Source organism: Kribbella sp. NBC_01245, assembly GCF_036226525.1.
In the GTDB taxonomy this organism is placed as follows: Bacteria; Actinomycetota; Actinomycetes; order Propionibacteriales; family Kribbellaceae; genus Kribbella.
In genome coordinates, this window is record NZ_CP108487.1 from 1,130,578 (window position 1) to 1,152,152 (window position 21,575).

At 66.8% G+C, this 21,575-nt stretch carries 19 protein-coding genes and 1 pseudogene; 12 read left to right on the forward strand and 8 right to left on the reverse strand.

Annotated elements, in window-relative coordinates; genetic code table 11:
- Positions 1-2 precede the first annotated feature (2 nt).
- Positions 3-449 carry a CBS domain-containing protein gene (locus tag OG394_RS04795; RefSeq protein WP_328993651.1) on the reverse strand — a complete coding sequence of 149 codons (447 nt, stop codon included), beginning with the start codon at positions 447-449 and terminating at the stop codon, positions 3-5.
- Positions 450-1,011: 562 nt separating this feature from the next.
- Here OG394_RS04795 and kdpF point away from each other — a divergent pair.
- Genes kdpF through OG394_RS04825 form a run of 6 tightly spaced genes read left to right on the forward strand, consistent with a single transcriptional unit; the run spans position 1,012 to position 8,735 of the window.
- Complete coding sequence (gene kdpF, locus OG394_RS04800; protein ID WP_328993653.1) at positions 1,012-1,101, forward strand: K(+)-transporting ATPase subunit F; 90 nt, start codon at positions 1,012-1,014, stop codon at positions 1,099-1,101.
- Positions 1,101-2,762 (forward strand): potassium-transporting ATPase subunit KdpA, encoded by a 1,662-nt coding sequence (kdpA, locus tag OG394_RS04805; RefSeq protein WP_328993654.1) that lies wholly within the window; start codon positions 1,101-1,103, stop codon positions 2,760-2,762. Before kdpF ends, kdpA begins: the two co-directional genes overlap by 1 nt.
- 8 nt (positions 2,763-2,770) lie before the next feature.
- Positions 2,771-4,840, forward strand: a complete 2,070-nt coding sequence (gene kdpB / locus OG394_RS04810; protein ID WP_328996799.1) for a potassium-transporting ATPase subunit KdpB — start codon at positions 2,771-2,773, stop codon at positions 4,838-4,840.
- Between the two features lie 13 nt (positions 4,841-4,853).
- A complete protein-coding gene (locus OG394_RS04815; RefSeq protein WP_328993655.1) occupies positions 4,854-5,486 on the forward strand; it encodes a potassium-transporting ATPase subunit C in 633 nt (210 codons plus the stop codon).
- Positions 5,487-5,493: 7 nt separating this feature from the next.
- Positions 5,494-8,061 (forward strand): sensor histidine kinase, encoded by a 2,568-nt coding sequence (locus OG394_RS04820; protein WP_328993656.1) that lies wholly within the window; start codon positions 5,494-5,496, stop codon positions 8,059-8,061.
- Complete coding sequence (locus tag OG394_RS04825) at positions 8,058-8,735, forward strand: response regulator (RefSeq protein ID WP_328993657.1); 678 nt, start codon at positions 8,058-8,060, stop codon at positions 8,733-8,735. Before OG394_RS04820 ends, OG394_RS04825 begins: the two co-directional genes overlap by 4 nt.
- Positions 8,736-8,894: 159 nt before the next feature.
- Here OG394_RS04825 and OG394_RS04830 read toward each other — a convergent pair whose 3' ends face one another.
- Positions 8,895-9,314: a GPGG-motif small membrane protein gene (locus OG394_RS04830; protein WP_328993658.1), complete on the reverse strand. Its 420-nt coding sequence runs from the start codon at positions 9,312-9,314 to the stop codon at positions 8,895-8,897.
- 101 nt (positions 9,315-9,415) lie between these two features.
- Here OG394_RS04830 and OG394_RS04835 point away from each other — a divergent pair, with 101 nt between their 5' ends.
- Together OG394_RS04835 and OG394_RS04840 are read left to right on the forward strand one after the other, a co-directional pair.
- The gene (locus tag OG394_RS04835) at positions 9,416-10,750 is read left to right on the forward strand and encodes a TrkH family potassium uptake protein (RefSeq protein WP_328993659.1); all 1,335 of its coding nucleotides are present in this window, start codon (positions 9,416-9,418) and stop codon (positions 10,748-10,750) included.
- Positions 10,743-11,417 carry a potassium channel family protein gene (locus OG394_RS04840; RefSeq protein ID WP_328993660.1) on the forward strand — a complete coding sequence of 225 codons (675 nt, stop codon included), beginning with the start codon at positions 10,743-10,745 and terminating at the stop codon, positions 11,415-11,417. Before OG394_RS04835 ends, OG394_RS04840 begins: the two co-directional genes overlap by 8 nt.
- A 59-nt stretch (positions 11,418-11,476) precedes the next feature.
- On the opposite strand, the gene OG394_RS04845 is transcribed toward OG394_RS04840, so the two are convergent.
- Positions 11,477-11,782 carry a hypothetical protein gene (locus OG394_RS04845; RefSeq protein ID WP_328993661.1) on the reverse strand — a complete coding sequence of 102 codons (306 nt, stop codon included), beginning with the start codon at positions 11,780-11,782 and terminating at the stop codon, positions 11,477-11,479.
- A gap of 726 nt (positions 11,783-12,508) precedes the next feature.
- On the opposite strand from OG394_RS04845, the gene OG394_RS04850 reads away from it, so the two are divergent.
- Positions 12,509-13,735 (forward strand): recombinase family protein, encoded by a 1,227-nt coding sequence (locus OG394_RS04850; RefSeq protein ID WP_328993662.1) that lies wholly within the window; start codon positions 12,509-12,511, stop codon positions 13,733-13,735.
- Positions 13,736-14,022: 287 nt separating this feature from the next.
- Here OG394_RS04850 and OG394_RS04855 read toward each other — a convergent pair whose 3' ends face one another.
- The 5 genes and pseudogenes from OG394_RS04855 to OG394_RS04875 form a co-directional block, all read right to left on the reverse strand.
- Entirely contained in the window at positions 14,023-14,517 is a 495-nt protein-coding gene (locus OG394_RS04855) for a hypothetical protein (RefSeq protein WP_328993663.1), read from the reverse strand.
- Between the two features lie 43 nt (positions 14,518-14,560).
- Positions 14,561-15,106 carry a methyltransferase gene (locus OG394_RS04860; RefSeq protein ID WP_328993664.1) on the reverse strand — a complete coding sequence of 182 codons (546 nt, stop codon included), beginning with the start codon at positions 15,104-15,106 and terminating at the stop codon, positions 14,561-14,563.
- Positions 15,107-16,931: 1,825 nt separating this feature from the next.
- Positions 16,932-17,432: pseudogene (locus OG394_RS04865) on the reverse strand (ATP-binding protein); the annotation flags it as partial.
- Between the two features lie 21 nt (positions 17,433-17,453).
- Entirely contained in the window at positions 17,454-17,840 is a 387-nt protein-coding gene (locus OG394_RS04870) for a hypothetical protein (RefSeq protein ID WP_328993665.1), read from the reverse strand.
- A gap of 28 nt (positions 17,841-17,868) precedes the next feature.
- Complete coding sequence (locus OG394_RS04875) at positions 17,869-18,450, reverse strand: hypothetical protein (RefSeq protein WP_328993666.1); 582 nt, start codon at positions 18,448-18,450, stop codon at positions 17,869-17,871.
- Positions 18,451-18,660: 210 nt separating this feature from the next.
- Between OG394_RS04875 and OG394_RS04880 the strand changes: the two genes are divergently transcribed.
- The 3 genes from OG394_RS04880 (at position 18,661) to OG394_RS04890 (ending at position 21,524) form a co-directional block, all read left to right on the forward strand.
- Positions 18,661-19,191 (forward strand): hypothetical protein, encoded by a 531-nt coding sequence (locus tag OG394_RS04880; RefSeq protein WP_328993667.1) that lies wholly within the window; start codon positions 18,661-18,663, stop codon positions 19,189-19,191.
- 87 nt (positions 19,192-19,278) lie between these two features.
- On the forward strand, positions 19,279-20,178 hold the full coding sequence (locus tag OG394_RS04885; RefSeq protein ID WP_328993668.1) for a dienelactone hydrolase family protein: 900 nt from the start codon (positions 19,279-19,281) through the stop codon (positions 20,176-20,178).
- Positions 20,179-20,825: 647 nt separating this feature from the next.
- Entirely contained in the window at positions 20,826-21,524 is a 699-nt protein-coding gene (locus tag OG394_RS04890) for a hypothetical protein (RefSeq protein ID WP_328993669.1), read from the forward strand.
- The last annotated feature ends 51 nt before the right edge of the window (positions 21,525-21,575 follow it).

The window sequence follows — 21,575 nt, forward strand, 5'->3', positions numbered from 1 at the left end:
GATCAGTGTGGCGCAGTCACCAGTTGCAGCAGCCGGGACGCGCTGATCGCGCCCACGATCTCCTTGTCCTTCATGACCGCCACCAGCGGGCACCGCAGCCGCGCCATGATCGCGGCCACCTCCAGCACGGTGTCGTCGTGATTGACCACCGGCAACTCGACATGCTCGGTCGGCAACAGCTGCCGCACCGTCTCGTTCGCCAGCTTGTCGGCCACCTGATCCGCAAACGACTCGTCGATCACCCGCGCCAGAGACGGATCGTCCTGCACGTAGCTCGGTACCAGGAAGCGCACCACCTGGGACGCCGGCAGCACCGAGTGCGGCTTGCCCTTCTCGTCCATCACGATCAGACCCGGCAGTCGCCGCGATGCGAGCAACTGCACCGCCTCGGCAGCCTCTGTGTCCAGGCTCACCACCGGAAACTCTTCGGCCATCTGCTCTGCGTGCATGTTCGCACGATACGCCCGCCACGACGCGACTACCGAGCGGCTGCCTGTCGTCATTTTGACCGTGCCATGCCGCCAGTGTCACGCCGCCTCCGGGGTCGTGGACCAGCTCGCACCCCGGTCGGGGACGAGCACTGCCGACCAGACTTCCCGGCGCACCTGGCCCCAGCCTCTCTCATCGACCCGCTCTGGCGCAAACGATCTCAGTACGCGAGCACGCCACGTCGCTCTTGCCCTAGGCAACGGGTCCGACCGGGAAACGCTCCCGCGACCGCACCCGCCGTCGCCCGCGGCTAGTGCCGGGCTATCGAGCCGATTGGCGACAGATCAGTTCTTCCGGCGAGGCATCAGGTGGCGAGCGCGGTGTGAGAGAGATGTGAGAGGTGAGCGGGCGGTCGTGAGAGGTCTGCGAGAAGGCTGCTGATGGGGCAAATAGCGGTGTGCAGTGGTCTCATGCGTACTTTTGCCATCGGGCGGGGCCGATCATGAAAGACCTGCTGTATCTCGCGGTCTGCGTAGCTGTGTTCGCGTCCATCTGGTTCGCCCTGCGAGGGGTGGAGAAGCTGTGAGCGCCGAGAACATCGTCGGCCTGGTGGTCGCCGCGGCCCTGGTCCTCTACTTGATCGCCGCCCTGATCTTCCCCGAGAGGTTCTGATGTCCGACACCGCTGCCGGCCTGTTGCAGGTCGGCCTCCTGGTCACGCTCCTCGCGGCCGTCTACCGGCCACTAGGCGGCTACATGGCCCGGGTCTACACATCCGACAAGGACACCCGTGTGGAGCGCGGCGCTTACAAGTTGCTGGGGGTGGATTCGAAGGCCGAGCAGACGTGGAGCGTGTACGCCCGGTCCGTACTCGCCTTCTCCTTCGTCGGTTTGATCCTGCTGTACGTCTTGCAGCGCGTGCAGGCGCATTTGCCGTTGTCCCGCGGACTGCCGAACGTCGAGCCAGGACTGGCCTTCAACACGGCCGCGTCATTCGTCGCGAACACCAACTGGCAGTCGTACTCGCCTGAGGTCACGATGGGCCACCTGGTCCAGTTCGCAGGCCTCGCCGTACAGAACTTCCTCTCCGCCTCGGTGGGGATCGTCGTCGCGATCGCGGTGATCCGGGGCTTCGCCCGGACGAAGACGGACCGGCTGGGGAACTTCTGGGTCGACCTGACCAGGACTGTCTTGCGAATTCTGCTGCCGATGGCAATCGTCGGCGGTCTCTTGCTGGTGGCTATGGGAGTAGTTCAGAACTTCTCCGGCGGTCACGAGGTCACCTCTGTGGTGGGCCAGACCCAGACCATTCCCGGCGGCCCGGTGGCCAGCCAGGAGATCATCAAGGAGCTCGGCACCAACGGCGGCGGCTTTTACAACGCGAACTCCGCGCACCCGTTCGAGAACCCGAACGGCCTGTCCAACCTGTTCGAGATCTTCCTGCTGCTGGTCATCCCGGTCTGTCTGACTCGCACCTTCGGCGTGATGGTCAAGGACAAGCGCCAGGGATACGCGATCCTCGGCGTGATGACCACTCTCTGGGTGGCGTTCACGTTCGCGGCGACCATGTTCGAGTCGCAGGGCTCGGGTACCGCCACCCAGGCGGCCGGCGCTGCGATGGAGGGCAAGGAGACCCGGTTCGGTATCTGGGCATCGGCGTTGTTCGCCTCTTCGACAACGGGTACGTCGACGGGCGCGGTGAACTCCGCTCACGATTCGTTCACGCCGTTGGGCGGCGGCACGGCGTTGTTCCACATGATGCTGGGAGAGGTCACGCCCGGCGGCGTCGGATCGGGGCTGTACGGCATGCTCGTGCTGGCCGTTCTCACGGTGTTCGTCGCCGGGTTGATGGTCGGCCGGACCCCGGAATACCTGAAGAAGAAGATCACCGCCCGCGAGATGAAGCTGGTCTCGCTGTACATCCTGGCAACACCGACCCTGGTTCTGGTCGGCTCGGCGGTGGCGATGGGTTTGGCGACCGCCAGGGCCTCGATCTTCAACACCGGCAGCCCGCACGGGTTCTCGGAGGTGCTCTATGCGTTCACGTCGGCCGGTAACAACAACGGCAGCGCCTTTGGCGGTCTCAGCGCCAACATCCCCTTCTACAACACGGCTTTGGGCATTGTGATGCTGCTCGGCCGCTTCCTTCCCATGGTGATAGTGCTCGCGCTGGCAGGGTCGTTCGCGCGCCAGCAACCTGTCCCCGTCAATGCCGGCACGTTGCCCACTCACAAGGCCTTGTTCGTGACGATGCTCGTCGGAGTCGTACTGATCGTCACCGGTCTGACCTATTTCCCCGCACTCACTCTCGGACCCCTCGCGGAGGGACTGTGACCACGCTGATGAAGCCGCCCGCGTCCAAGGCGGCCACGACCTCCAGGAAGACACCTTCGGGTGTGTTCGACCCGAAGATGTTGCTCACCTCGCTGCCGGACGCGCTGCGCAAGCTCGACCCCCGGGTGATGGTGAAGAACCCGGTGATGTTCGTGGTCGAGGTCGGCGCTGTCGCGTCCACCATCCTGGCGTTCACCGATTCGTCGGTGTTCGTCTGGTCGATCGTCGTCTGGTTGTGGCTGACGGTCATCTTCGCCAATCTGGCGGAGGCCGTCGCGGAAGGTCGCGGCAAGGCCCAGGCCGAAACGTTGCGTCGGGCAAAGACCGAGACGACCGCCCGCCGGCTGGCGGACGACGGGACCGAGGAGGAGGTCCCGGCGACGGCGCTGCAGCTCGGTGATCGGGTCGTGGTCGAGGCGGGCCAGATCATTCCCGGTGACGGCGACGTGGTGGAAGGTGTCGCCAGCGTCGACGAGTCGGCCATCACGGGGGAGTCCGCACCGGTGATTCGCGAGTCCGGCGGTGACCGGTCGGCGGTCACGGGTGGTACGAAGGTGCTGTCCGACCGGATCGTCGTACGCATCACGACCAAGCCCGGCGAAAGCTTCATCGATCGGATGATCGCGCTGGTGGAAGGCGCATCCAGGCAGAAGACGCCGAACGAGATCGCGCTGAACATCCTGCTGGCAAGCCTGACGATCGTGTTCCTGATGGCGACCGTGACGTTGCCGCCCTTCGCCGAGTACGCGGGCGTCGACCTGAGCATCGTCGTACTGGTCGCCTTGCTGGTCTGCTTGATCCCGACCACGATCGGCGCGCTGCTCTCGGCCATCGGTATCGCGGGCATGGACCGGCTGGTGCAGCGCAACGTGCTGGCGATGTCCGGCCGGGCGGTCGAGGCGGCCGGTGACGTCAACACCCTGCTGCTGGACAAGACCGGCACCATCACCCTCGGCAACCGGCAGGCATCCCAGTTCGATCCGGTCGGCGAGGTCACCGAGGCCGAACTCGCGGACGCCGCTCAGCTGTCGAGCCTTGCCGACGAGACGCCCGAGGGCCGATCGATCGTCGTACTCGCCAAAACCCGTTATGGCTTGCGGGAACGGCACACCGGTGAGCTGCCGCACGCGACGTTCATCGAGTTCACCGCGCAGACCCGCATGAGCGGCGTCGATGTGGATGGGCGTCAGGTCCGCAAGGGTGCCGCCGGTGCCGTCACTGCGTGGATCCGGGACCAGGGCGGGGCGGTCGACACCGCGCTCGAGGGCATCGTCGACGGCATTTCCGCCTCGGGTGGTACGCCGCTCGTGGTGGCCGAGAGTCGCGACGGCGTCGTACGGGCGCTTGGTGTCATCCACCTGAAGGACGTGGTCAAACCGGGGATGCGGGAGCGGTTCGACCAGATGCGGGCGATGGGCATCCGAACCGTGATGATCACCGGCGACAACCAGCTGACCGCGAAGGCCATCGCCGAAGAGGCCGGGGTCGACGACTTCCTGGCCGAGGCGACGCCCGAGGACAAGATGGCGTTGATCAAGAAGGAGCAGGAAGGCGGCCGGCTGGTCGCGATGACGGGCGACGGTACGAACGACGCGCCCGCGCTGGCCCAGGCGGACGTCGGGGTCGCGATGAACAGCGGTACGTCGGCCGCGAAGGAGGCCGGCAATATGGTCGACCTCGATTCGAACCCGACCAAGCTGATCGAGATCGTCGAGATCGGCAAGCAGTTACTGATCACCCGTGGCTCGTTGACCACGTTCTCGATCGCGAACGACGTGGCGAAGTACTTCGCGATCCTGCCGGCGCTGTTCGCGACCGCGTACCCGGGACTGGACCGGCTCAACATCATGCGGCTGGAGTCGGCCGAGTCGGCGATCCTGTCCGCGATCATCTTCAACGCGCTGGTGATCGTGGCATTGGTGCCGCTCGCTCTCCGCGGTGTGAAGTACCGGCCGTCCTCGGCGTCCGCCATGTTGCGGCGCAACCTGCTGATCTACGGCGTCGGCGGGCTCGTCACCCCGTTCATCGGTATCAAGCTCATCGACCTGCTGATCTCGCTCATCCCGGGCATCGGCTAAGAGGAATAGAGAAATGGCAAGTAATCGAAGAGGGACGCTGGCCCAGTTCGGGGTCGCAATCCGGGGCATGGTCGCGCTGACCATTCTGCTCGGCGTCATCTACCCACTGGTCATGACCGGCGCCGCGCAGGCCATTTTCCCGGCCAACGCGAACGGCAGCGTCGTACAGGTCGATGGCAAGGATGTGGCGTCCGACCTGGTCGGGCAGGCTTATACCCGTGATACCGGCGCCAAGGACGATGAGGGTAACCCGGTGATGGAGGCGGATCCGCTGTGGTTCCAGACCAGGCCGTCCGCTGTCGAGTACGACGCGATGGGTAGCGCGGCGTCGCAGTATGGGCCGAACAACGCGGACCTGTTGGCGGCGATCGAGGAGCGGCGAAAGACGGTCGCGACGCTGGAAGGAGTCGACCCGTCGCAGGTTCCCGCGGACGCACTGACCGCCAGCGGCAGTGGGCTCGACCCGCACATCAGTCCGGCGTACGCCGCCCTGCAGGTCAATCGGGTCGCGCGTGAGCGTCGTCTCGCCGTTGCCACGGTTCAGGAGCTGGTGAAGGAGAATACGAAGGGCCGCGCTCTTGGGTTCTTGGGTGAGCCCACTGTCAACGTTGTGACTCTCAACCGCGATCTAGCCGAATTGAGTTGAGGTTTGGATGAGCACTCGCGGGCATCTGCGGATCTACCTCGGCGCGGCACCAGGTGTCGGCAAGACGTACAAGATGCTTGGCGAGGGGCAACGCCGGCGGGAACGTGGCACGGATGTGGTGGTCGGTTTCGTGGAGACCCACGGCCGGGCGCACACGTCCGAGATGCTCGACGGCCTGGAGGTGGTGCCACGGTGCATCCTCGACCATCGCGGTGCGAGCTTTACCGAGATGGACCTGGACGCTCTGCTGGCCAGGCGGCCTGAAGTGGCGCTGGTGGACGAGTTGGCGCATACCAATGTGCCGGGCAGTAGGAACGCCAAGCGCTGGCAGGACATCGACGAACTACTTGCCGCGGGCATCGACGTCATCTCGACGGTGAACATCCAGCACCTGGAATCGATCAACGACGTGGTCGAGAAGATCACTGGCGTCCCGCAACGGGAGACCGTTCCGGACGTGGTCGTACGGGCCGCTGACCAGATCGAGTTGGTCGACATGACGCCAGAGGCTCTACGCCGCCGGATGGCTCACGGCAACGTGTACGCGGCGGACAAGATCGACGCGGCTCTGAGCAACTACTTCCGCGTCGGCAACCTGTCGGCTCTCCGCGAGCTGGCGCTGCTCTGGCTGGCGGATCGGGTCGATGCGGGCCTGCAGCAGTACCGGGCCCAGCACGACATCGACTCGACCTGGGAGGCGCGGGAGCGGGTAGTAGTCGCCGTGACGGGCGGTCCCGAGGGGGAGACCCTGATCCGTCGAGCAGCGCGTATTGCCGCCAGATCGTCGGGTGGCGACCTACTGGCGGTGCATGTCACCAGGTCGGACGGTCTGACCGGAGCCAACCCCACCGCGCTAGCGAACCAGCGGCGGCTAGTGGAAAGTCTGGGCGGTACGTATCACCAGGTAGTCGGTGACGACGTACCAGCTTCACTGCTCGCGTTTGCCCGGGCAGAGAACGCGACCCAGCTAGTGCTCGGTGGTAGCAGGCGTTCCCGGTTGGCGGCGCTACTGACCGGACCAGGTATCGGTGCGGGCACTATCCGCGACTCGGGCGACATCGACGTACACATCGTCACGCACTCGGAGATGGGCCGCGGTCGGCTCCCACGGCTGGGAGGAAGCCTCTCGCGACGGCGGAAGGTGTACGGCTTCGTCCTCGCCGTGGTCCTGCCGCCGGTGCTGGCCGTGCTGCTCGGATTCGGCGGTGACACTCTCAACCTGACCAGCAACGTGCTGGCGTTCCTGCTGGGCGTGGTGGTGGTCGCGCTGGTCGGGGGCCTTTGGCCGGCCCTGGTTACTGCCGTGGGCGGTTCGCTGGTGCTGAACTACTTCTTCACCCCGCCGACTGGCACTTTCACGATCGCAGAGCCCAACAACGTGCTGGCGTTGGCGATTTTCGTGCTGGTCGCCGCGATGGTCAGCTCAGTGGTCGACCGAGCCGCGCGTCGTACCCGGGAGGCGGCCCGATCCGCCGCGGAGTCCGAGACGCTCGCGACCCTGGCGGGCAACGTCCTCCGCGGTGAAACTGCCCTGCCCGCGTTGTTGGAGCGAGTCCGCGAGGCCTTCGGCATGACCTGCGCGGTGTTGATGGAACGGCTGGAGACCGACGAACTCACCGAGACGTGGCAACCGATCGCCTCAGCCGGTACGGCGACCTGCCGGCGTCCGGAGGACGGGGACGCCGAGATCCCGGCCCGCGACGACCTGGTGCTGGTGCTGCAAGGACGTTCGCTGGCGGCGGACGAACGGAGATTGGTCGGCGCTTTCGCGGACCACGCCGCCGCGCTCGTCGACCGGACCCGGCTGACCGAAGCGGCCGCGGAAGCCAAGCCGCTCGCCGAGGCGGACAAGGTCCGTACGGCATTGCTACGGGCCGTCGGACATGACTTGCGTTCACCGCTGGCGTCGGCCAAGGCATCGGTGACCAGCCTTCGCGGCTCGGACGTCGAGTGGACCGATGAGGAACGGCACGAATTGCTCGCGACGGCTGACGAATCTCTGGATCGCCTGAGTCGGCTGGTGGACAACCTGCTCGACCTCAGCCGCCTGCAGGCCGGCGTACTGGCCGTCTTCGCCCGGCCGCTGGCGGTCGACGAGATCATGCCCGGGTTATTGGGCGACCTCGGCGATGTCGTCGTGGACATTCCCGACGGGCTTCCGTTGGTCGAGGCCGATCCAGCTCTGCTGGAACGAGTGCTCGCGAACCTGCTGGCGAATGCGGTCCGCTACTCGCCTCCAGGCCGGCCGCCGCTGGTGACGGCGAGCGCACTCGGCGATGTCGTGGAGATCCGGGTCGTCGATCGCGGGCCGGGTATTCCGCGGTCCGATCGCAACCGGGTCTTCGCGCCCTTCCAGCGCCTCGGAGATACCGACAACACCACCGGGGTCGGGCTCGGCCTGGCCCTCGCGCGCGGACTGACCGAGGCGATGAACGGCACCCTGCAGCCGGAGGACACACCCGGCGGCGGGCTCACCATGATCGTTTCGCTGCCCAAGGCCGAGTCCAGAGCAGTCGACGCGCCGGTGCCGGGCAGGCGTGAACGGCCCGCTCTGGGAACGGGGGAGAAGGCATGACCAGGGTGCTGGTTGTCGACGACGAACCACAAATCGTGCGCGCGTTGGAGATCAACCTGAAGGCCCGGCGCTACGAGGTGCACACTGCCGCGACCGGTACGGCGGCGCTATCGGTGGCGGCGGAACATCCGCCGGAACTGGTCATCCTCGACCTTGGGCTACCAGACCTCGACGGTATCGACGTGATCCGTGGGCTGCGCGGCTGGACCGAGGCGCCGATCCTGGTGCTGTCAGGCCGTACGGACAGCTCGGACAAGGTGGAAGCGCTCGACGCGGGTGCCGACGACTACATCACCAAGCCGTTCGGTATCGACGAGTTGCTGGCCCGGTTGCGCGCGCTATTGCGGCGAAGCACCTTCGTTCCCGATGAGCCGGTGGTTGCCTTCGGCCACATAAAGGTCGACCTGTCCGCCAGGCGAGTCGTGCAGGAGGGCGGTGAGGACATCCGGCTCACGCCAACGGAGTGGCATCTGCTGGAGGTGCTGGTCCGTCATCCCGGCAAGTTGATGTCCCAGGGCCAACTGCTGACCGAGGTGTGGGGCCCGGGCTACGAGACAGCCAGCGGCAATCTACGTTTCTACATGGCTCAGCTGCGGCGAAAGCTGGAAGCCGACCCGGCCCGGCCGGCGCATCTCCTCACGGAGGCAGGGATGGGCTACCGCTTCGAGCCCTGACGTCCGCTCGAGAGCGAGGACGCGCGGCCAGCGCTCACTTCGGGGCCGTGCCCAGCTCCGCTCCCAGTCTCCAGAGCCGTCTCTTTGAACCGCACTCGATGCGCCGCGAGGACGGTGGCCGGGAATCCCTGCCGGGCCAGTTCCCGCTCGGCAGCCAACTCAGCCAGCTGGTTGAACTAAGTGCAAGGCTGCTCTGACGAGTCCTTCTGACGGAGCTGTGAGAGGTCTGTGCGAGTGCCGTGGGAGATCCGTTAGCAGGCCACACTTCAGGTGAGTAGGTGCCCAGGGTGCCGGGTGCTCAATCTCGAGCTCGCCCGAACCCACAGGGACGGGGCGGCTCATGCTGACGTGTGTCAGTCGATATAGCTGCCGCTGACAAGGGCCCAGAACCAACCCAGCAACGATGAGGATGCCGCCCACGATAGTTCGACGTCGCAGCACCGCGACGAGCCCGGAAACGGCCAGGATGACGGCGATGATCCAGAACAGTGTCGGGAAGGGCATCTGCCAATGTAACCGCGATAGCCCAGGGGCGAGCGGCTTCTGACGAACCTCTAACACCCGACGATTCACCGGCATGTCGCGGTGGCGTAGTGCCTCGCGGCAAGGGACGGCGATGGTGCAACCGATGACACTTGACCGAGTAGGCTCCGGCGGGGCATCGCGTGACGGAGGTATGGATGAAGTGGCGCCATCCTGGCCAGCTGGTGGTGGCTGGGTTCGCAGGGGTGACGGTCCTCGGCACGGTGTTGTTGATGTTGCCGGTGGCCTCGGCTGAAGGGCAATCGACCGGCGTGGTGCCGGCACTGTTCACCGCGATATCAGCGGTGTGCGTCACCGGTCTGATCGTGGTGGACACCCCGACGTACTGGTCAGGCTTCGGCGAGGGCGTCATCCTCGGGCTGATTCAAATCGGCGGACTCGGGGTCATGACTTTGGCCTCGGTGCTCGCGATGCTGGTAGCGCGCAGGCTTGGCCTGCGGATGCAACTGTCGGCTCAGGCTGAGACGAAGGCGCTGGGACTCGGCGACGTACGCCAGGTCGTGGGCGGCGTGATCCGGCTCAGCCTCGCTGTCGAGGCCGTCATCGCGGTTCTGCTGGCCTTGCGTTTCGGGCTCGGGTACGACGAACCGTTCGGCCGCGCGGTCTACCTCGGGGTGTTCCACTCGATCTCGGCGTACAACAACGCCGGGTTCGCCCTCTACAGCGACAGCCTGATCGGGTTCGCCACCGACCCGTTCATCTGCGTCCCGATCATCGCTGGGATCATCATCGGCGGCCTCGGCTTTCCTGTCGTTCTGGAGCTACTGCGGCGCCGTCGCCGGGAGGGGCGTGGCCGGCCGTGGTCGCTGCATACCCGGATCACGCTGGCCACGTACGGCGGCCTGCTGGTCATCGGGGCCGCCACGGTGACAGTGACCGAGTGGCGCAACCCAGCCACGCTCGGTGCGATGGATCTGCACCACAAGCTGCTGGTGGGCCTGTTCCACGGCGTGATGCCCCGGACCGCCGGCTTCAACAGCCTCGACGTGGCCCAACTGGAGCCGACCACGCTGCTGCTGAACGACGTGCTGATGTTCATCGGCGGTGGGAGCGCCGGCACAGCGGGCGGCATCAAGGTGACCACCTTCGCACTGCTGGCGTTCGTGATACTCGCCGAGATCCGCGGCGAGCCCACCGTGCACGTGCTGAACCGGCGCCTGCCCGGCCAGGTCCAGCGCCAGGCCCTCACCGTGGCGCTGCTCGGCGTCGGCACCGTCATGGCCGGAACTTTCGCTCTGCTCGCCATGACATCGTTCAAACTGGACGACGTGCTGTTCGAGACCATCTCGGCCTTCGGCACCGTTGGCATGTCCACCGGCATCACCGCGAAGATTCCGGTCGCGGGACAGTTTGTTTTGATGGCTCTGATGTTCATCGGCCGGCTCGGACCGATCACCATGGCCTCGGCGCTCGCGATCAGAGAACGTCCACGCCGCTACGAACTACCTGAGGAGAGACCCGTCGTTGGCTGACACAAAGCGCCCCAACCGGACATCGCGGATCGTCGTGATCGGGCTCGGCCGCTTCGGCAGCTCGCTGGCCCGCGAGCTCGCCCGCGGTGGCTACGAGGTCCTCGGCATCGACGCCGATCCGCGTCGCGTCCAGGCCATCTCCGACGAGGTCACCCACGCCGCTGTCGCCGATACCACCGACGAGGAGGCTCTGCGCCAGCTCGGTGTGCCGGACTTCGAACGTGCTGTCGTGGGCATCGGCAGCAACCTCGAAGCCAGCATCCTGACCACCGCCTTGCTGGTCGACTTCGCCATCCCCAACATCTGGGCCAAGGCCACCAACCGGCAGCAAGGCCGCATCCTCGAGCGCATCGGCGCCCATCACGTCGTGCTGCCCGAACACGACATGGGCGAACGCGTCGCGCACCTGGTCACCGGGCGGATGCTGGACTTCATCGAGTTCGAAGACGACTACGCCATTGTCAAAACCATCGCGCCAACCCAGACCTACGACCGGCCGCTGGGCGAGAGCCGGCTGCGCTCCAAGTACGGCGTCACCGTGGTCGGCGTCAAACGCCCCGGCGAAGGATTCACCTACGCCACCGCCGACACCGTCGTCCACCGCGGCGACATCCTCATCGTCGCCGGCAAAACAGCCGAGGTAGAAACCGTCGCCGACCTCGACTGACCGCGACGGTTTGTCACCCATCGCCCCGTACACCGGCTAACCGCGCGACATCGGCGCCATCAGCCAGCAGGCCGGACCTGAACGACATCGTCAGCGGGAGTCAGCGCCGCCAGGTTGGGCGTCACGCAGCCCATGCGAGCAGCGACTGCGGCAACTGCTTCCGCAAAGCCATCGAAATCACCGGTGATCGTCAGGAACTCGCCGGAGACATGATCGATCTCGACGGTCAGCACGCGCTGATCGTTTGGTGGAACTTCCAACACATACACGCCCGCGCCCGCGATCTCCGGCCAGGAGAACCCGTGAGTGCCCCCAGATTCCGTTGTCCAGATGCCATTTTCGTCGGCTACTACTCGCGCGCTCACGCCTGCACTCTAACGAACGCAAACCACGCGCCCTTGCCGACCGAGCACTCCACATCCGTCGTCGTCGCCTGCTCGACCGCCGGGGAACGCTGTGGACACTTGGCGCCGCGAACGCAGCGCAGGTCATGGCGTCGCCTGCATCGATCACCGCACTGGTGATCGATGCCCCCGCACTGGCCTTCGTCGCGACGGCCGCAGCCGCCGATCCTGTACTCCTCCGGCCATTGCAATCGCAAAGGGCGACATCGCCGCCCACAACGACCCTGACAGCCGCAGAGCCCTGTTCGCGATCTCCGGGCTGTTCAACGAGATGACCTGGGAGCCCTCAGGAGCATTTGCAGGGCGAGCCGTGGGCCCCTCGGCGCTCACCTCTTAGCTCACCTCAATGGGCGGCCGATGATGGCAAATAGTCGGCGATGTCAGCATGCCTGTCGGGGCGTACGGCGAGGTCGCGAGCCATTTTGAGGAATGCTGCAACTTGGTAGAAGGTCTTGGCCGGTAAAGCGGTGATTAGGTGCCGTGGGAGCGGCGGAGTCGGTCTGGCGAGATCCTGGCCGCGCTCAAGGACCCGAATCATGGTTGGACGGGCTGGTGGTGGGGGAAGCCACGCGGTGTTGGTTCGGTAACCAGTTCAGCCTTACGTGGCCGAGGTTCGATCGCTATGGAGTGTCGCTGTGGATTCCTAGCCTTGGTGGTCGGTTCGATCCTGAGAACACGGTGCACGACATGGCGATGACCATCAGTGGTGGTCTGTCGAAGAGTGAGCGTCAGCATGTTCAGCGTCGGGTGCGGGCTGCGATGGCGGCGCCGGTGTTGATCGACGGCAAGCATCAAGGTGGGCGGGCGCCGTACGGATATGTGGTTGATGCTGGGCCGCACCCGAATCCGCGTAAGGCTCAGGAGGGTTATCGGCTCCGAGTGTTGGCGTTGGACGAGGTGGCGGCGCCGGTGGTTGAGCGGATCTTTGCGATGTACCTCGCGGGTCTGGGGTTGAAGGCGATCGCGGAGCAGTTGAATCGTGAGGGGGTGCCGTGTCCGTCGGCCCATACGCCGCGTCAGAACCGACACCGTGCTGGTGACGGTTGGCAGCACTCGACGGTGAAGGCCATTCTCGACAACCCGCGATACACCGGGTACGCGATCTACGGGAGATGGCAGAAGGTTGAGGAGCTGCTGGATCCCGACGATGTCGCGGCGGGTCACGTCGTGCGGTTCCGGCGTTCGGCGCAGTCGAAGATCGTTCGGTCCCGCGAGCCCGCTCATCCCGAGATTATCTCGGTTGAGGACTTCACCCGGGTTCAGTTTGAGATGAGGGCCCGCCGCGGCTCGAGCATGTCAGCGCGGGCCTCGCAGCCACGAACACGAGCAGTGGCGCGGGTGCCGTATTTGTTCCGCGGGGCGATCAGTCACGAATCGTGCGGGCGGAAGATGGAAGGGGCCCGCCGCAAGCACGCGACCTTCTACCGGTGCGCGGCGCGGACCCTGGTCCCGGGAACATTGACGGCGGTGGAGCATCCGCCGACGGTCTATCTGCGGGAGGACCATTTGGCGGGCGGGGTGAACGAGTGGATTTCCCGGCTGTTCAGTCCGGAGAATCTTGATGAGACTGTTGCAATTCTGGCCGACGCTCATGGCGAGCCGGACCCGGCGGAGGCCGCTGAGGTCGCGTTCCGGCAGCGACTAGCAGCGGCCGAGTCGACCATGCGAAGACTGCAGAAGGCGCTGGAGGCGGGCTGGGATCCGGAGGCGCTGACGAGCCAGTACAACGCTGCTGTCGCGGAGAAGCGCGCGGCGGAAGCTGGTATTGATTCGTTACAGCCGACAGCACTTCTGACCAGCACCGAGATCCGGGCCATGGTCGACGAGCTGGGGGACATGAAGCTCGTGCTGGATACAGCGGATCGTGGCGATCTAGCGGACCTGTACGACGCTCTACGGCTGAAGGTGTCCTAGAACGAAAAAGCGCGGGTGGCTGATGTGTTCTCAGCCTTGCCCGCGTCTTGCACTACCTGTGTCCGAGGAGGAACACGCACCTTAACCACATGGATTGATCTCTGATATCGGACGAGCACTGAGTGAAGTCAGACTTCTGGAGCAATCGACGTGCTAATGAGAAGAGCAGCTACCAGCGGCACGTGGATGCGCCCTCTGTGCGGTAGGCCTTGGTCTTGGAACCGCGACTGAAGGAGATCGAAGAGTGTGTGAAGGGTCAACGCGGTTTTTATCCCGGCCACCTGATGTCAGGTGTCGGTGAGTGGCCCGAGGTCGAAGCGGATCAGCGAGCTGCCGAGGGCCGGGCCCAAGGCTGCGAGCTCAGCGACGGTCGGCTCATGTCCCTTCGGGCTCCGGATCCCCATCCGCTGCGCCGAGCCGCCGGTGTCCAGCGACTTGCGGACCGCGGCTGCCATCTCCTCCGGGCTCACCCGGACGAGCGTTCCGTGCGTACGGTGCGCCTGGCCGCGGTAGGTCAGCGTCACAGGGCTGCGGCTCTCGAAGTTGTGGCGCCACGGTGCTTTGGTGAACGCGGTGACGACGTCGTCCACGAGATTCATGTTGACCGGCACCTTGATCGTGCGGCCGCTGCGCCTGCCCTGGAACTCCAGCAGCATGACGCCTGTGAACCGTTGGCCGAGGGGCGAGGCGAGCAGTGGTCGCATCACGTGGTTCATCGTCCGCAGCACCCATGGCGGGGGCGGTGGCGCGAGCCGGACCTCGGCCGGGGAGTCGGGTTGCATGTCTCCTCCTGTGTATCGAAACGGACCTGTTCAAACGTCCTGGTCAGACCGCCAGGGCCTTGAGCATCCTCATGGCGCCGGCGGTCTCGATGAGGGCCTCGGGGCGGAAGCCGGCTGCGTCGAGCAGCGCGCCGAGCTCGGCCGGCGTACGCTCCCGCCCGCCGGTGACCGCCAGCATGATCACGTCGAGCGTGGCTGCGCGGGGGTCGTCGGCAGCCTCGTCACGGATCCCCTCGATGATCAGCAGGGTCGCGCCCGACGAAGCCGCGCTGCGGATCGCACGCAGGATCGCGATCGCGTCGTGGTCGCCCCAGTCATGGACGATCTCCATGAGCAGGTAGCAGTCTGCCCGCGGCAGCGGGTCGGCGAAGAAGTCACCGCGGTGGTAGCTGAGGCGGGCGTCGGGCTCCGGCAGGGAGTCCACCACGCCAGGCAGTTCGAACAGGATGCCCCGCGCGTCGGGAGCCGCCTCGAGGATCGCGCGGAGCAGATGGCCACGCCCGCCGGCGATGTCGGCGACCGTCGTGAACGGGCGGAAGTCGTAGGCGGACAGCACGGCTCCGATGTCGGCCTGTGCTTTCGCCTCCATCGCACGGTTGAAGACCTCGGTCGCTGGTGTCGCCGAGTGCGTCAGCGACCGCGATGCCGAAGGCGTCGACCAGGAGTACGACGTGAGGTGGTGGCCGCCAGGACTCGACGGGTCCGCAGGCGCGATACAGGCGCTCCGCCTGGTCGAGTTCACCAGCCGTCACGTAATTGTGGGCTGCGGCCACATGGGCGATCAGCCCGATGAACCGCAGCAGCTCCGGGTTCTCGGCGATCAGCGCGTTCGCGTCCCTTGACCGCCGGTCCGGGCCGAGATGCCGGCCGATCACCGTCAGCAGCCCCGAACGCAGCACCGGGCCGGCCTCCATACCCGTCGGCCCGATCAGCGTGAATGCCTCGTCCTCGAGCCGCAGCGCGTCGGCGTACCGGCCCTGCGCCTGCGCAAGAACCGCCCGGCATCGGACGACTTCGAAGCGGGCCGTGAGCCAGCCCAGCGACGAGGCGCACCGCGCCATGGCGTCGACCTCGTCGGCCACCCGCCGCAGGTCGCCGCGCTCGAACGACACGTCGATCTGCCACAGGCGAGCCGCCAGCTCGATCGAGGCATCGCCCTCGCGAGCGGCGAGTTCGAGCATCCGCGCGGCGAGCTGCTCCCTCTCGGTCAGACCCACAGGTCCCGCGCAGACGAGCCGGCGCGCTCCCATCGCCGCACCCAGGGCGGCGCTGTCATCGCAGGCCGTCGCGATCGCGAGCGCTTCCTCGCTCTCCGCGGCGACCGTCTCGAGCTCCCTGCTGAACACGTAGGTCTCGACGACCCTCGCGAGAAGCCTCGCGCGCGTCGTCGTCGGCTCAGGGCCGATGGCCCGCAGTGCCTCCTGGCAGATCCTGCGAGTCACGACGTCGTAGCCCGGGGCGGTTGGTGTCACCTCCATCACGAGAGCCGCATCCGCGAGAAGGTCCGGTCGCCTGACCTCCCGGGCGATGTCCGCGGCGTCCATGCACGCCTGGAGCCGGCCGGGCAGGTTGCCCGAGAGGTTGTCGGCTCGACCGATCCGCAGCAGCAGCCGGGCACGCTCGGCGGGAGGCGAGTCGGCCTCTGCCAGTGCGAAGGCGCGGCGGAGCAGCATCGCGGCGTCTTCGAAGGCGAGCTGGCTCATCGCCCGGTCGGCGGCACGCTCGAGCCAGGCGGAGGCGACCAGACCGCCGCCACCGACCGTTGCCGCCTCCGCACGGTGGTGGGCGATATCGAAGACGTGGCTTCCCAGCGAGTCGCCGAAACGTGCCTCCAGGGCGTCCGCGGCCTGGCGATGGAGCCGAGCGCGATGCTCCGGGGGGAGCGCCGCCAGGACCGCGTCGCGCACGATCGCGTGGGCGAACCGCCACCGTCCGGGGTCGTCCGACGGCTGGAGCAGCGCAGCTCGCTGCGCCTCGCCGAGCAGCCGTACGATCTCCGCCGGCTCAGCACCCGCCAGCCGGGAGAGGTCAGAGACAGACACCTCCTCGCCGAGCACGGCTGCGGCCCGGACCACCTCCGCCCCGGTCTGTGTCTGGCCGCCGAGTCGCTCGGCGATCGCCGCCAGTATCGACGCGGCGACGGGAGTCCGACCAGGACGTACTGGCCCGCCGGCGAGCGCCCGGCCGACCTCGCCGACGAAGAACGGGTTTCCACCCGTCGACGTCTGGACCTCACCCACCAGGTCGTCGTCGACGGTGAGCCCGGGGATTCGGAGAAGCTGCTGGCGGACCGCCGGCCGGTCCAGCCCTTTGAGCGGAAGCTCAGTCGCGACCTGCTCGCGCAGCAGCCCGGCAAGGACGTCGACGTCACCGGCCGCGGGCTGCTGGCGTGCGTTGACCAGGAGCATGAGCCGTTCGTTCTCCATCCCCTTCGCAACGTGCTGGAGCAGCCGGAGACTGGCGTCGTCGGCCCAGTGCATGTCGTCGAGCACCACCAGCAGTGGCGAGTGCTGGGCCACGACCCGCAGCAGACGAGCGATGGCGTCGAACAGCCGGAACCGGTCCTCAGGGGTGGCGCCCAGCGCTGGCTGGGCGGCGCCCCAGAGTCCCGACAGCTGCAGCCCTAGACCTCGCTCCCGAGCCAGCTCGTCGAGCCCGATGACCTCGTCGATACCGCGTAGACCCTGCCACCAGCACCAGTACGGCGGTGCGCCAGAGGACTCGGGTGCCGTCCCGTAGCCCGTGAGGAAGCCCCTTCCCCGGGCCGAGCCGACCAGCGCCCGGGCGAGCCGTGTCTTGCCCACGCCGGGCTCACCGCGACAGGCGACGAGCTGGGGCCGCCCCCCTCGGGCCGCCTCCAGGCATGAGGTGAGCGCGGCGAGCTCTCGGTCCCTCCCCACAAGGTCGCCTGACATGAGCACCCCCAGCGGTCCGCCCTAGTACGTCCAGTGCACCACGTCGAACGCCGCGAGGTCACTCTCGCCTGACCCGGCCACGCGCATGGACGGACTCGGCGCCAGGGCGGGCCGGGCTACTCCGGCCCGGGAATCGGCGCCCACCGGTACGACGAGATTCTGTCGCCCCAACTGCCGCCTGGGGCGCCCGTCGTTGAGACGCAGCCGGGCGGGTCCGATTCGGGAACGGACACATGCAACTGGCGCACCGCCGCACCACCTAAACACCCGCCGACCGTCGGCGGCGTCGAGGGTCAACTCCTCCCCGCCGTAGTCATTGTGTTCGAAGAAGGAGATGGCCCGGGTGGCCGAGATCACCAGCGCACTCGAGCCTCTGTCTTCGATATCGGTATCCGGCCACCACTTCACAGGGATGAAGTTGTAGTGCCCAAGGTCCTCATGGCCGTCCTGGTGAAGGAATCCGACATGGCTGGTCAACGGAACCCGGTGGGCGAGTGCGGTGGCAGTCGAGTACAGGCCCTGGGTTCCGGTCGCCCAGGTCGTGAGGCCCGCTGCCGTGTTCACCGTGTCCAGCCGGAAGCGTGATCTCACCCGTGTCCAACGTCGTGCCCACTCTTCCGCGAACGACGAGCTGCACGCCGAGCCGCCGAGCGACCGTCCCCGCGGCCGGATCGAAATTGGGTGTGGACAGCTCGGTGAGCACTGGGGGCAGCGCGATCGTCACCGCCTGAGCGTCGAGCGTCCCGCTCACCACGGCAACATCTTGGAGCACGTTGCCGCTGGGCAGCTCGGTGAGTCGCCAGCGCAGATAGACCTGGATCTGGTCGGCGATGTCATGTACCCCGATCGGCACGCTTCCAGAGATCGACGCGATCCAGTCCTCGAGCGCGCCGGCGTTGGGCGCTGTAGCGAGACCTGCGGTGACGTTTTGGAGCACGGTGGTGGCCGCCGCCGGTGGTGGCCATGGGGTGATTCCGGTCTCCGTCGGCAACTGCACATGTTTCAGGATGACGCTCATGTCGACGGGCCCGGTGAGTACCTCGACGGTGGAGATGCCCAGGATCTCGGTCGCCGTGGCGGTGAGTTCGATCGGGCTACCCGCAACGACCGGGCCCGTAGGAACCTCTCACGACTCTAGGTGTTAACACGACGGGGAAGAAGGCGACGCCACGGAATCGGAGCTACTGCAAGCCGCTAGTGCGCCGCTTTCAGCCTTAGCCATGGCTGGGTGGTCGACGGGATCACCAATCAGTCCAACCCTCTGCTCCGACGCGTCGCGCGCGGCGTACACGCACGATCCCGACGTAAGGCGCAGGCCACTCGAGCGGTTCGGCATCTCGCCGGCCATTGCCATGCCCGACATCATCTTGACGGGACTGTCGGAATTCTGGCGAACGCTCAAGGCGAGCTAGACCCGCCGGAGGCGGCTGAAGCCGCGTTCAGGCAGCGGATCACGGCTGCTGAGTCGACCATGCAGAGATTGCCGAAGGCGTTGGAGGCCGGCTGGGAGCCGGAGGCGTTGACGAGTCAGTACAACGCTGCGGTAGCCGAGAAGCGGGCCGCGGAAGCTGGTATCGATTCATTACAGCCGACCGAGCGTCTGAGCAGCACGGAGATCCGGGCGATGGTCGACGAGCTAGGGGAGATGAAGCTGGTGCTGGATACAGCGGATCGGGGCGATCTAGCAGAGCTGTACGAAGCTCTGCGGCTGAGAATCTCCTACAACGAAAAAACGAGGGTGGCGTCGGTCGACCTCTGATCAGGCTCGCGACGCCACGTTGAACCAATCGTCGACGGCAGCCGTTCTACATTGGGTAGTGGCCACAGAATTTGCCAAGGAGGGGCGATGACTGAGATCCAGAAGTATCTCGCGGAGGAGGTCGGGGAAGACCTCGCCGACGGCATCATCACGCGGAGGGAGGCGGTGCGGCGCCTCGGCTTGCTCGGTGTGACCGGGACCGCGGCGACAGGGCTCCTAGCGACGTTCACGGCCGCTCCAACGGCCGCCGCCGAACCGGGTAAGGCGACCGATCACGGCAAGCAGAGCAGCTCAGAGACGAGGTGGGCGCCCGTCGCCCGCGAGTCGATCACGTTCCCGGGACCGCGCGTGCCACTGATGGCGGCTTGGGCACCCGCGGCCAAGCCGCGCGGCGGTGTGCTCGTCATCCACGAGAACCGCGGCCTGACCGAGCACATCCGTACGGTCGCCGGCCGGCTCGCCGCGAGCGGTTACTCCGCGCTAGCGCTCGACCTGCTCTCCGAGGAGGGCGGCACCGGGGCGTTCCCGGACGAGGCCGCGGTGGCGGCGGCGCTCGCGGCGATTCCTCCGGAGCGCTTCGACGAGGACATGAAGGCGAGCGTGTCCGAGCTCAAGCGCCGCGTCCGTGGGAAGAAGCTGGCAGCGATCGGCTTCTGCTTCGGCGGCGCGATGGTGTGGCGCCTGCTGGCCGCAGGCGAACCACGCCTGGCCGCGGCCGCGCCGTTCTACGGACCGTTCCCGGAGGGCGGCAACCTCGAGGATTCCCGCGCGGCGGTGCTCGGGGTGTACGGCGGCCTCGACACGCGCGTCAACGCGACCATCCCCGCAGCCAAGGCGGCACTCGAGGCCGCCCGGCTCAAGCACGAGCTGCTGACATTTACCGAAGCCAACCACGCGTTCTTCAACGACACCGGGGCGCGCTTCAACGCGCATGCCGCGGCCGAGGTGTGGCGGCGAGCGCTCAATTGGTTCGACGAAGCTGACTGAAAGGGGTTGACCAAAGTCAGCTCGACGGGCGAAGGTTGCGGCCGCCGGCTACCGCCGGCTCGTAGCGTCCTTCCCTCACCGTGCCACCTGTGGGACTGGGGTCGGTTCTCAACCTGGGATGCGGAACTGGCGACACCTGGTGAGCTGCTCGATTCGGCTGCCCGCCGGGCCTACCGCCACCGGGTGGAGGAGCTGCGCACAGCCGTGGAGGACGACCCGGCGGCTGATCACCGCGACTCGCTGATCCGCAATTATGTTCACGCTCCATCCAGTGATCGTGATGCCGGCAGGCCGATCCCCAAGATGGTCGAGTTGGGGCAGGGCTGCGGACCTAGCTGAGGCAGCCGCGCACGCAGCGCCTGACCACTGGGGAGATCGGCTGGCTGTGGATGAGCTCGGAGCCATGAATGCGGTCCCAGACCGAGACGATCTGGCCGAGCTGCCCGCGACTCTGGGGCTGGAGGGGCTTGCAATGAAAAGAGCCGCTGATCTGTGTAGACCTGCGGCTCGTTCTGTGTCCGAGGAGGAACACGCACCTTAACCACACGGCTACAGCTCGGTGCTTGAGTGGCGCGAGCGATGACATCTACCAGTTGTCGGCCTGAGTGCGTACGTCGAGGCGTCAGTCGTGGGAGAGTTGCCCAACGATGACGATCTTCACGTTCCACCTGGCGGAGCTGCGTCCGGCGACGACGGTGGGGGCGCTGTGGAAGGCGCCGAGTGTGCCTTCCACGCCTGGGTTGCGGTACGCCGAGTGCCTGGCGCTGATGCGCCTAGGTGCCGCGACCGTCTCGCCGGACCGGATGCAGCTGCGTCGGATGGCGATGTTCGCGCGGTGGGAGGACGAGGCGGCGGTCGAGACCTTCCTGGCGGACCACCCCCTGGGCAGGGAGTTGGGTGCAGGCTGGCACGTGCGCATGCAGTTCCTGCGCCGTTGGTCGCGGCTTGCGGCGCTGCCCGACCTGCCGGCGAGAGCGGGGGAGTGGGACCCTGCCGAACCCGTCGTCGCGGTCACGCTGGCCCGCATGCGCCTCCTGGAGGTGCCGAGGTTCCTCAAGTGGGGCAAGCCCGTGGAACGGCTCGTTCGCGACCATCCGGGGACCACCCTGGCGCTGGCCGCGATGCGCCCGCCCCGGACGATCTCTACGTTCTCGGTCTGGCGGTCCGTACGGCAGATGGAAGAGATGGTGCACGGCCACAGCACTGTCCCGGAACCCGACCGCCATGCCGCCGCAATGGGCGAACGCCGGCGCAGGGACTTCCACCACGAGTTCGCCACCCTGCGGTTCCGGCCGCTGTCGGAGCACGGCTCGTGGCAGGGGCGGAGCGGGATCGTTCCCCGGTAAGGCGCTCCGGCTCCGACCTCCTCACCAACGCCGGCGTCAGCATCGCCACTG

What these genes read in the sequence shown, in the direction of transcription:
- OG394_RS04850 (WP_328993662.1), top strand. Translation starts at nt 12,509, where the DNA reads ATGGCGATGACCATCAGTGGTGGTCTGTCGAAGAGTGAGCGTCAGCAT.
- kdpA (WP_328993654.1), top strand. Translation starts at nt 1,101, where the DNA reads ATGTCCGACACCGCTGCCGGCCTGTTGCAGGTCGGCCTCCTGGTCACG.
- OG394_RS04885 (WP_328993668.1), top strand. Translation starts at nt 19,279, where the DNA reads ATGACTGAGATCCAGAAGTATCTCGCGGAGGAGGTCGGGGAAGACCTC.
- OG394_RS04830 (WP_328993658.1), bottom strand. Translation starts at nt 9,314, where the DNA reads ATGCCGGTGAATCGTCGGGTGTTAGAGGTTCGTCAGAAGCCGCTCGCC.
- kdpB (WP_328996799.1), top strand. Translation starts at nt 2,771, where the DNA reads ATGAAGCCGCCCGCGTCCAAGGCGGCCACGACCTCCAGGAAGACACCT.
- OG394_RS04825 (WP_328993657.1), top strand. Translation starts at nt 8,058, where the DNA reads ATGACCAGGGTGCTGGTTGTCGACGACGAACCACAAATCGTGCGCGCG.
- OG394_RS04795 (WP_328993651.1), bottom strand. Translation starts at nt 449, where the DNA reads ATGCACGCAGAGCAGATGGCCGAAGAGTTTCCGGTGGTGAGCCTGGAC.
- OG394_RS04815 (WP_328993655.1), top strand. Translation starts at nt 4,854, where the DNA reads ATGGCAAGTAATCGAAGAGGGACGCTGGCCCAGTTCGGGGTCGCAATC.
- OG394_RS04875 (WP_328993666.1), bottom strand. Translation starts at nt 18,450, where the DNA reads ATGAGCGTCATCCTGAAACATGTGCAGTTGCCGACGGAGACCGGAATC.
- OG394_RS04890 (WP_328993669.1), top strand. Translation starts at nt 20,826, where the DNA reads ATGACGATCTTCACGTTCCACCTGGCGGAGCTGCGTCCGGCGACGACG.
- OG394_RS04835 (WP_328993659.1), top strand. Translation starts at nt 9,416, where the DNA reads ATGAAGTGGCGCCATCCTGGCCAGCTGGTGGTGGCTGGGTTCGCAGGG.
- OG394_RS04860 (WP_328993664.1), bottom strand. Translation starts at nt 15,106, where the DNA reads ATGGAGGCGAAAGCACAGGCCGACATCGGAGCCGTGCTGTCCGCCTAC.
- OG394_RS04855 (WP_328993663.1), bottom strand. Translation starts at nt 14,517, where the DNA reads ATGCAACCCGACTCCCCGGCCGAGGTCCGGCTCGCGCCACCGCCCCCG.
- OG394_RS04820 (WP_328993656.1), top strand. Translation starts at nt 5,494, where the DNA reads ATGAGCACTCGCGGGCATCTGCGGATCTACCTCGGCGCGGCACCAGGT.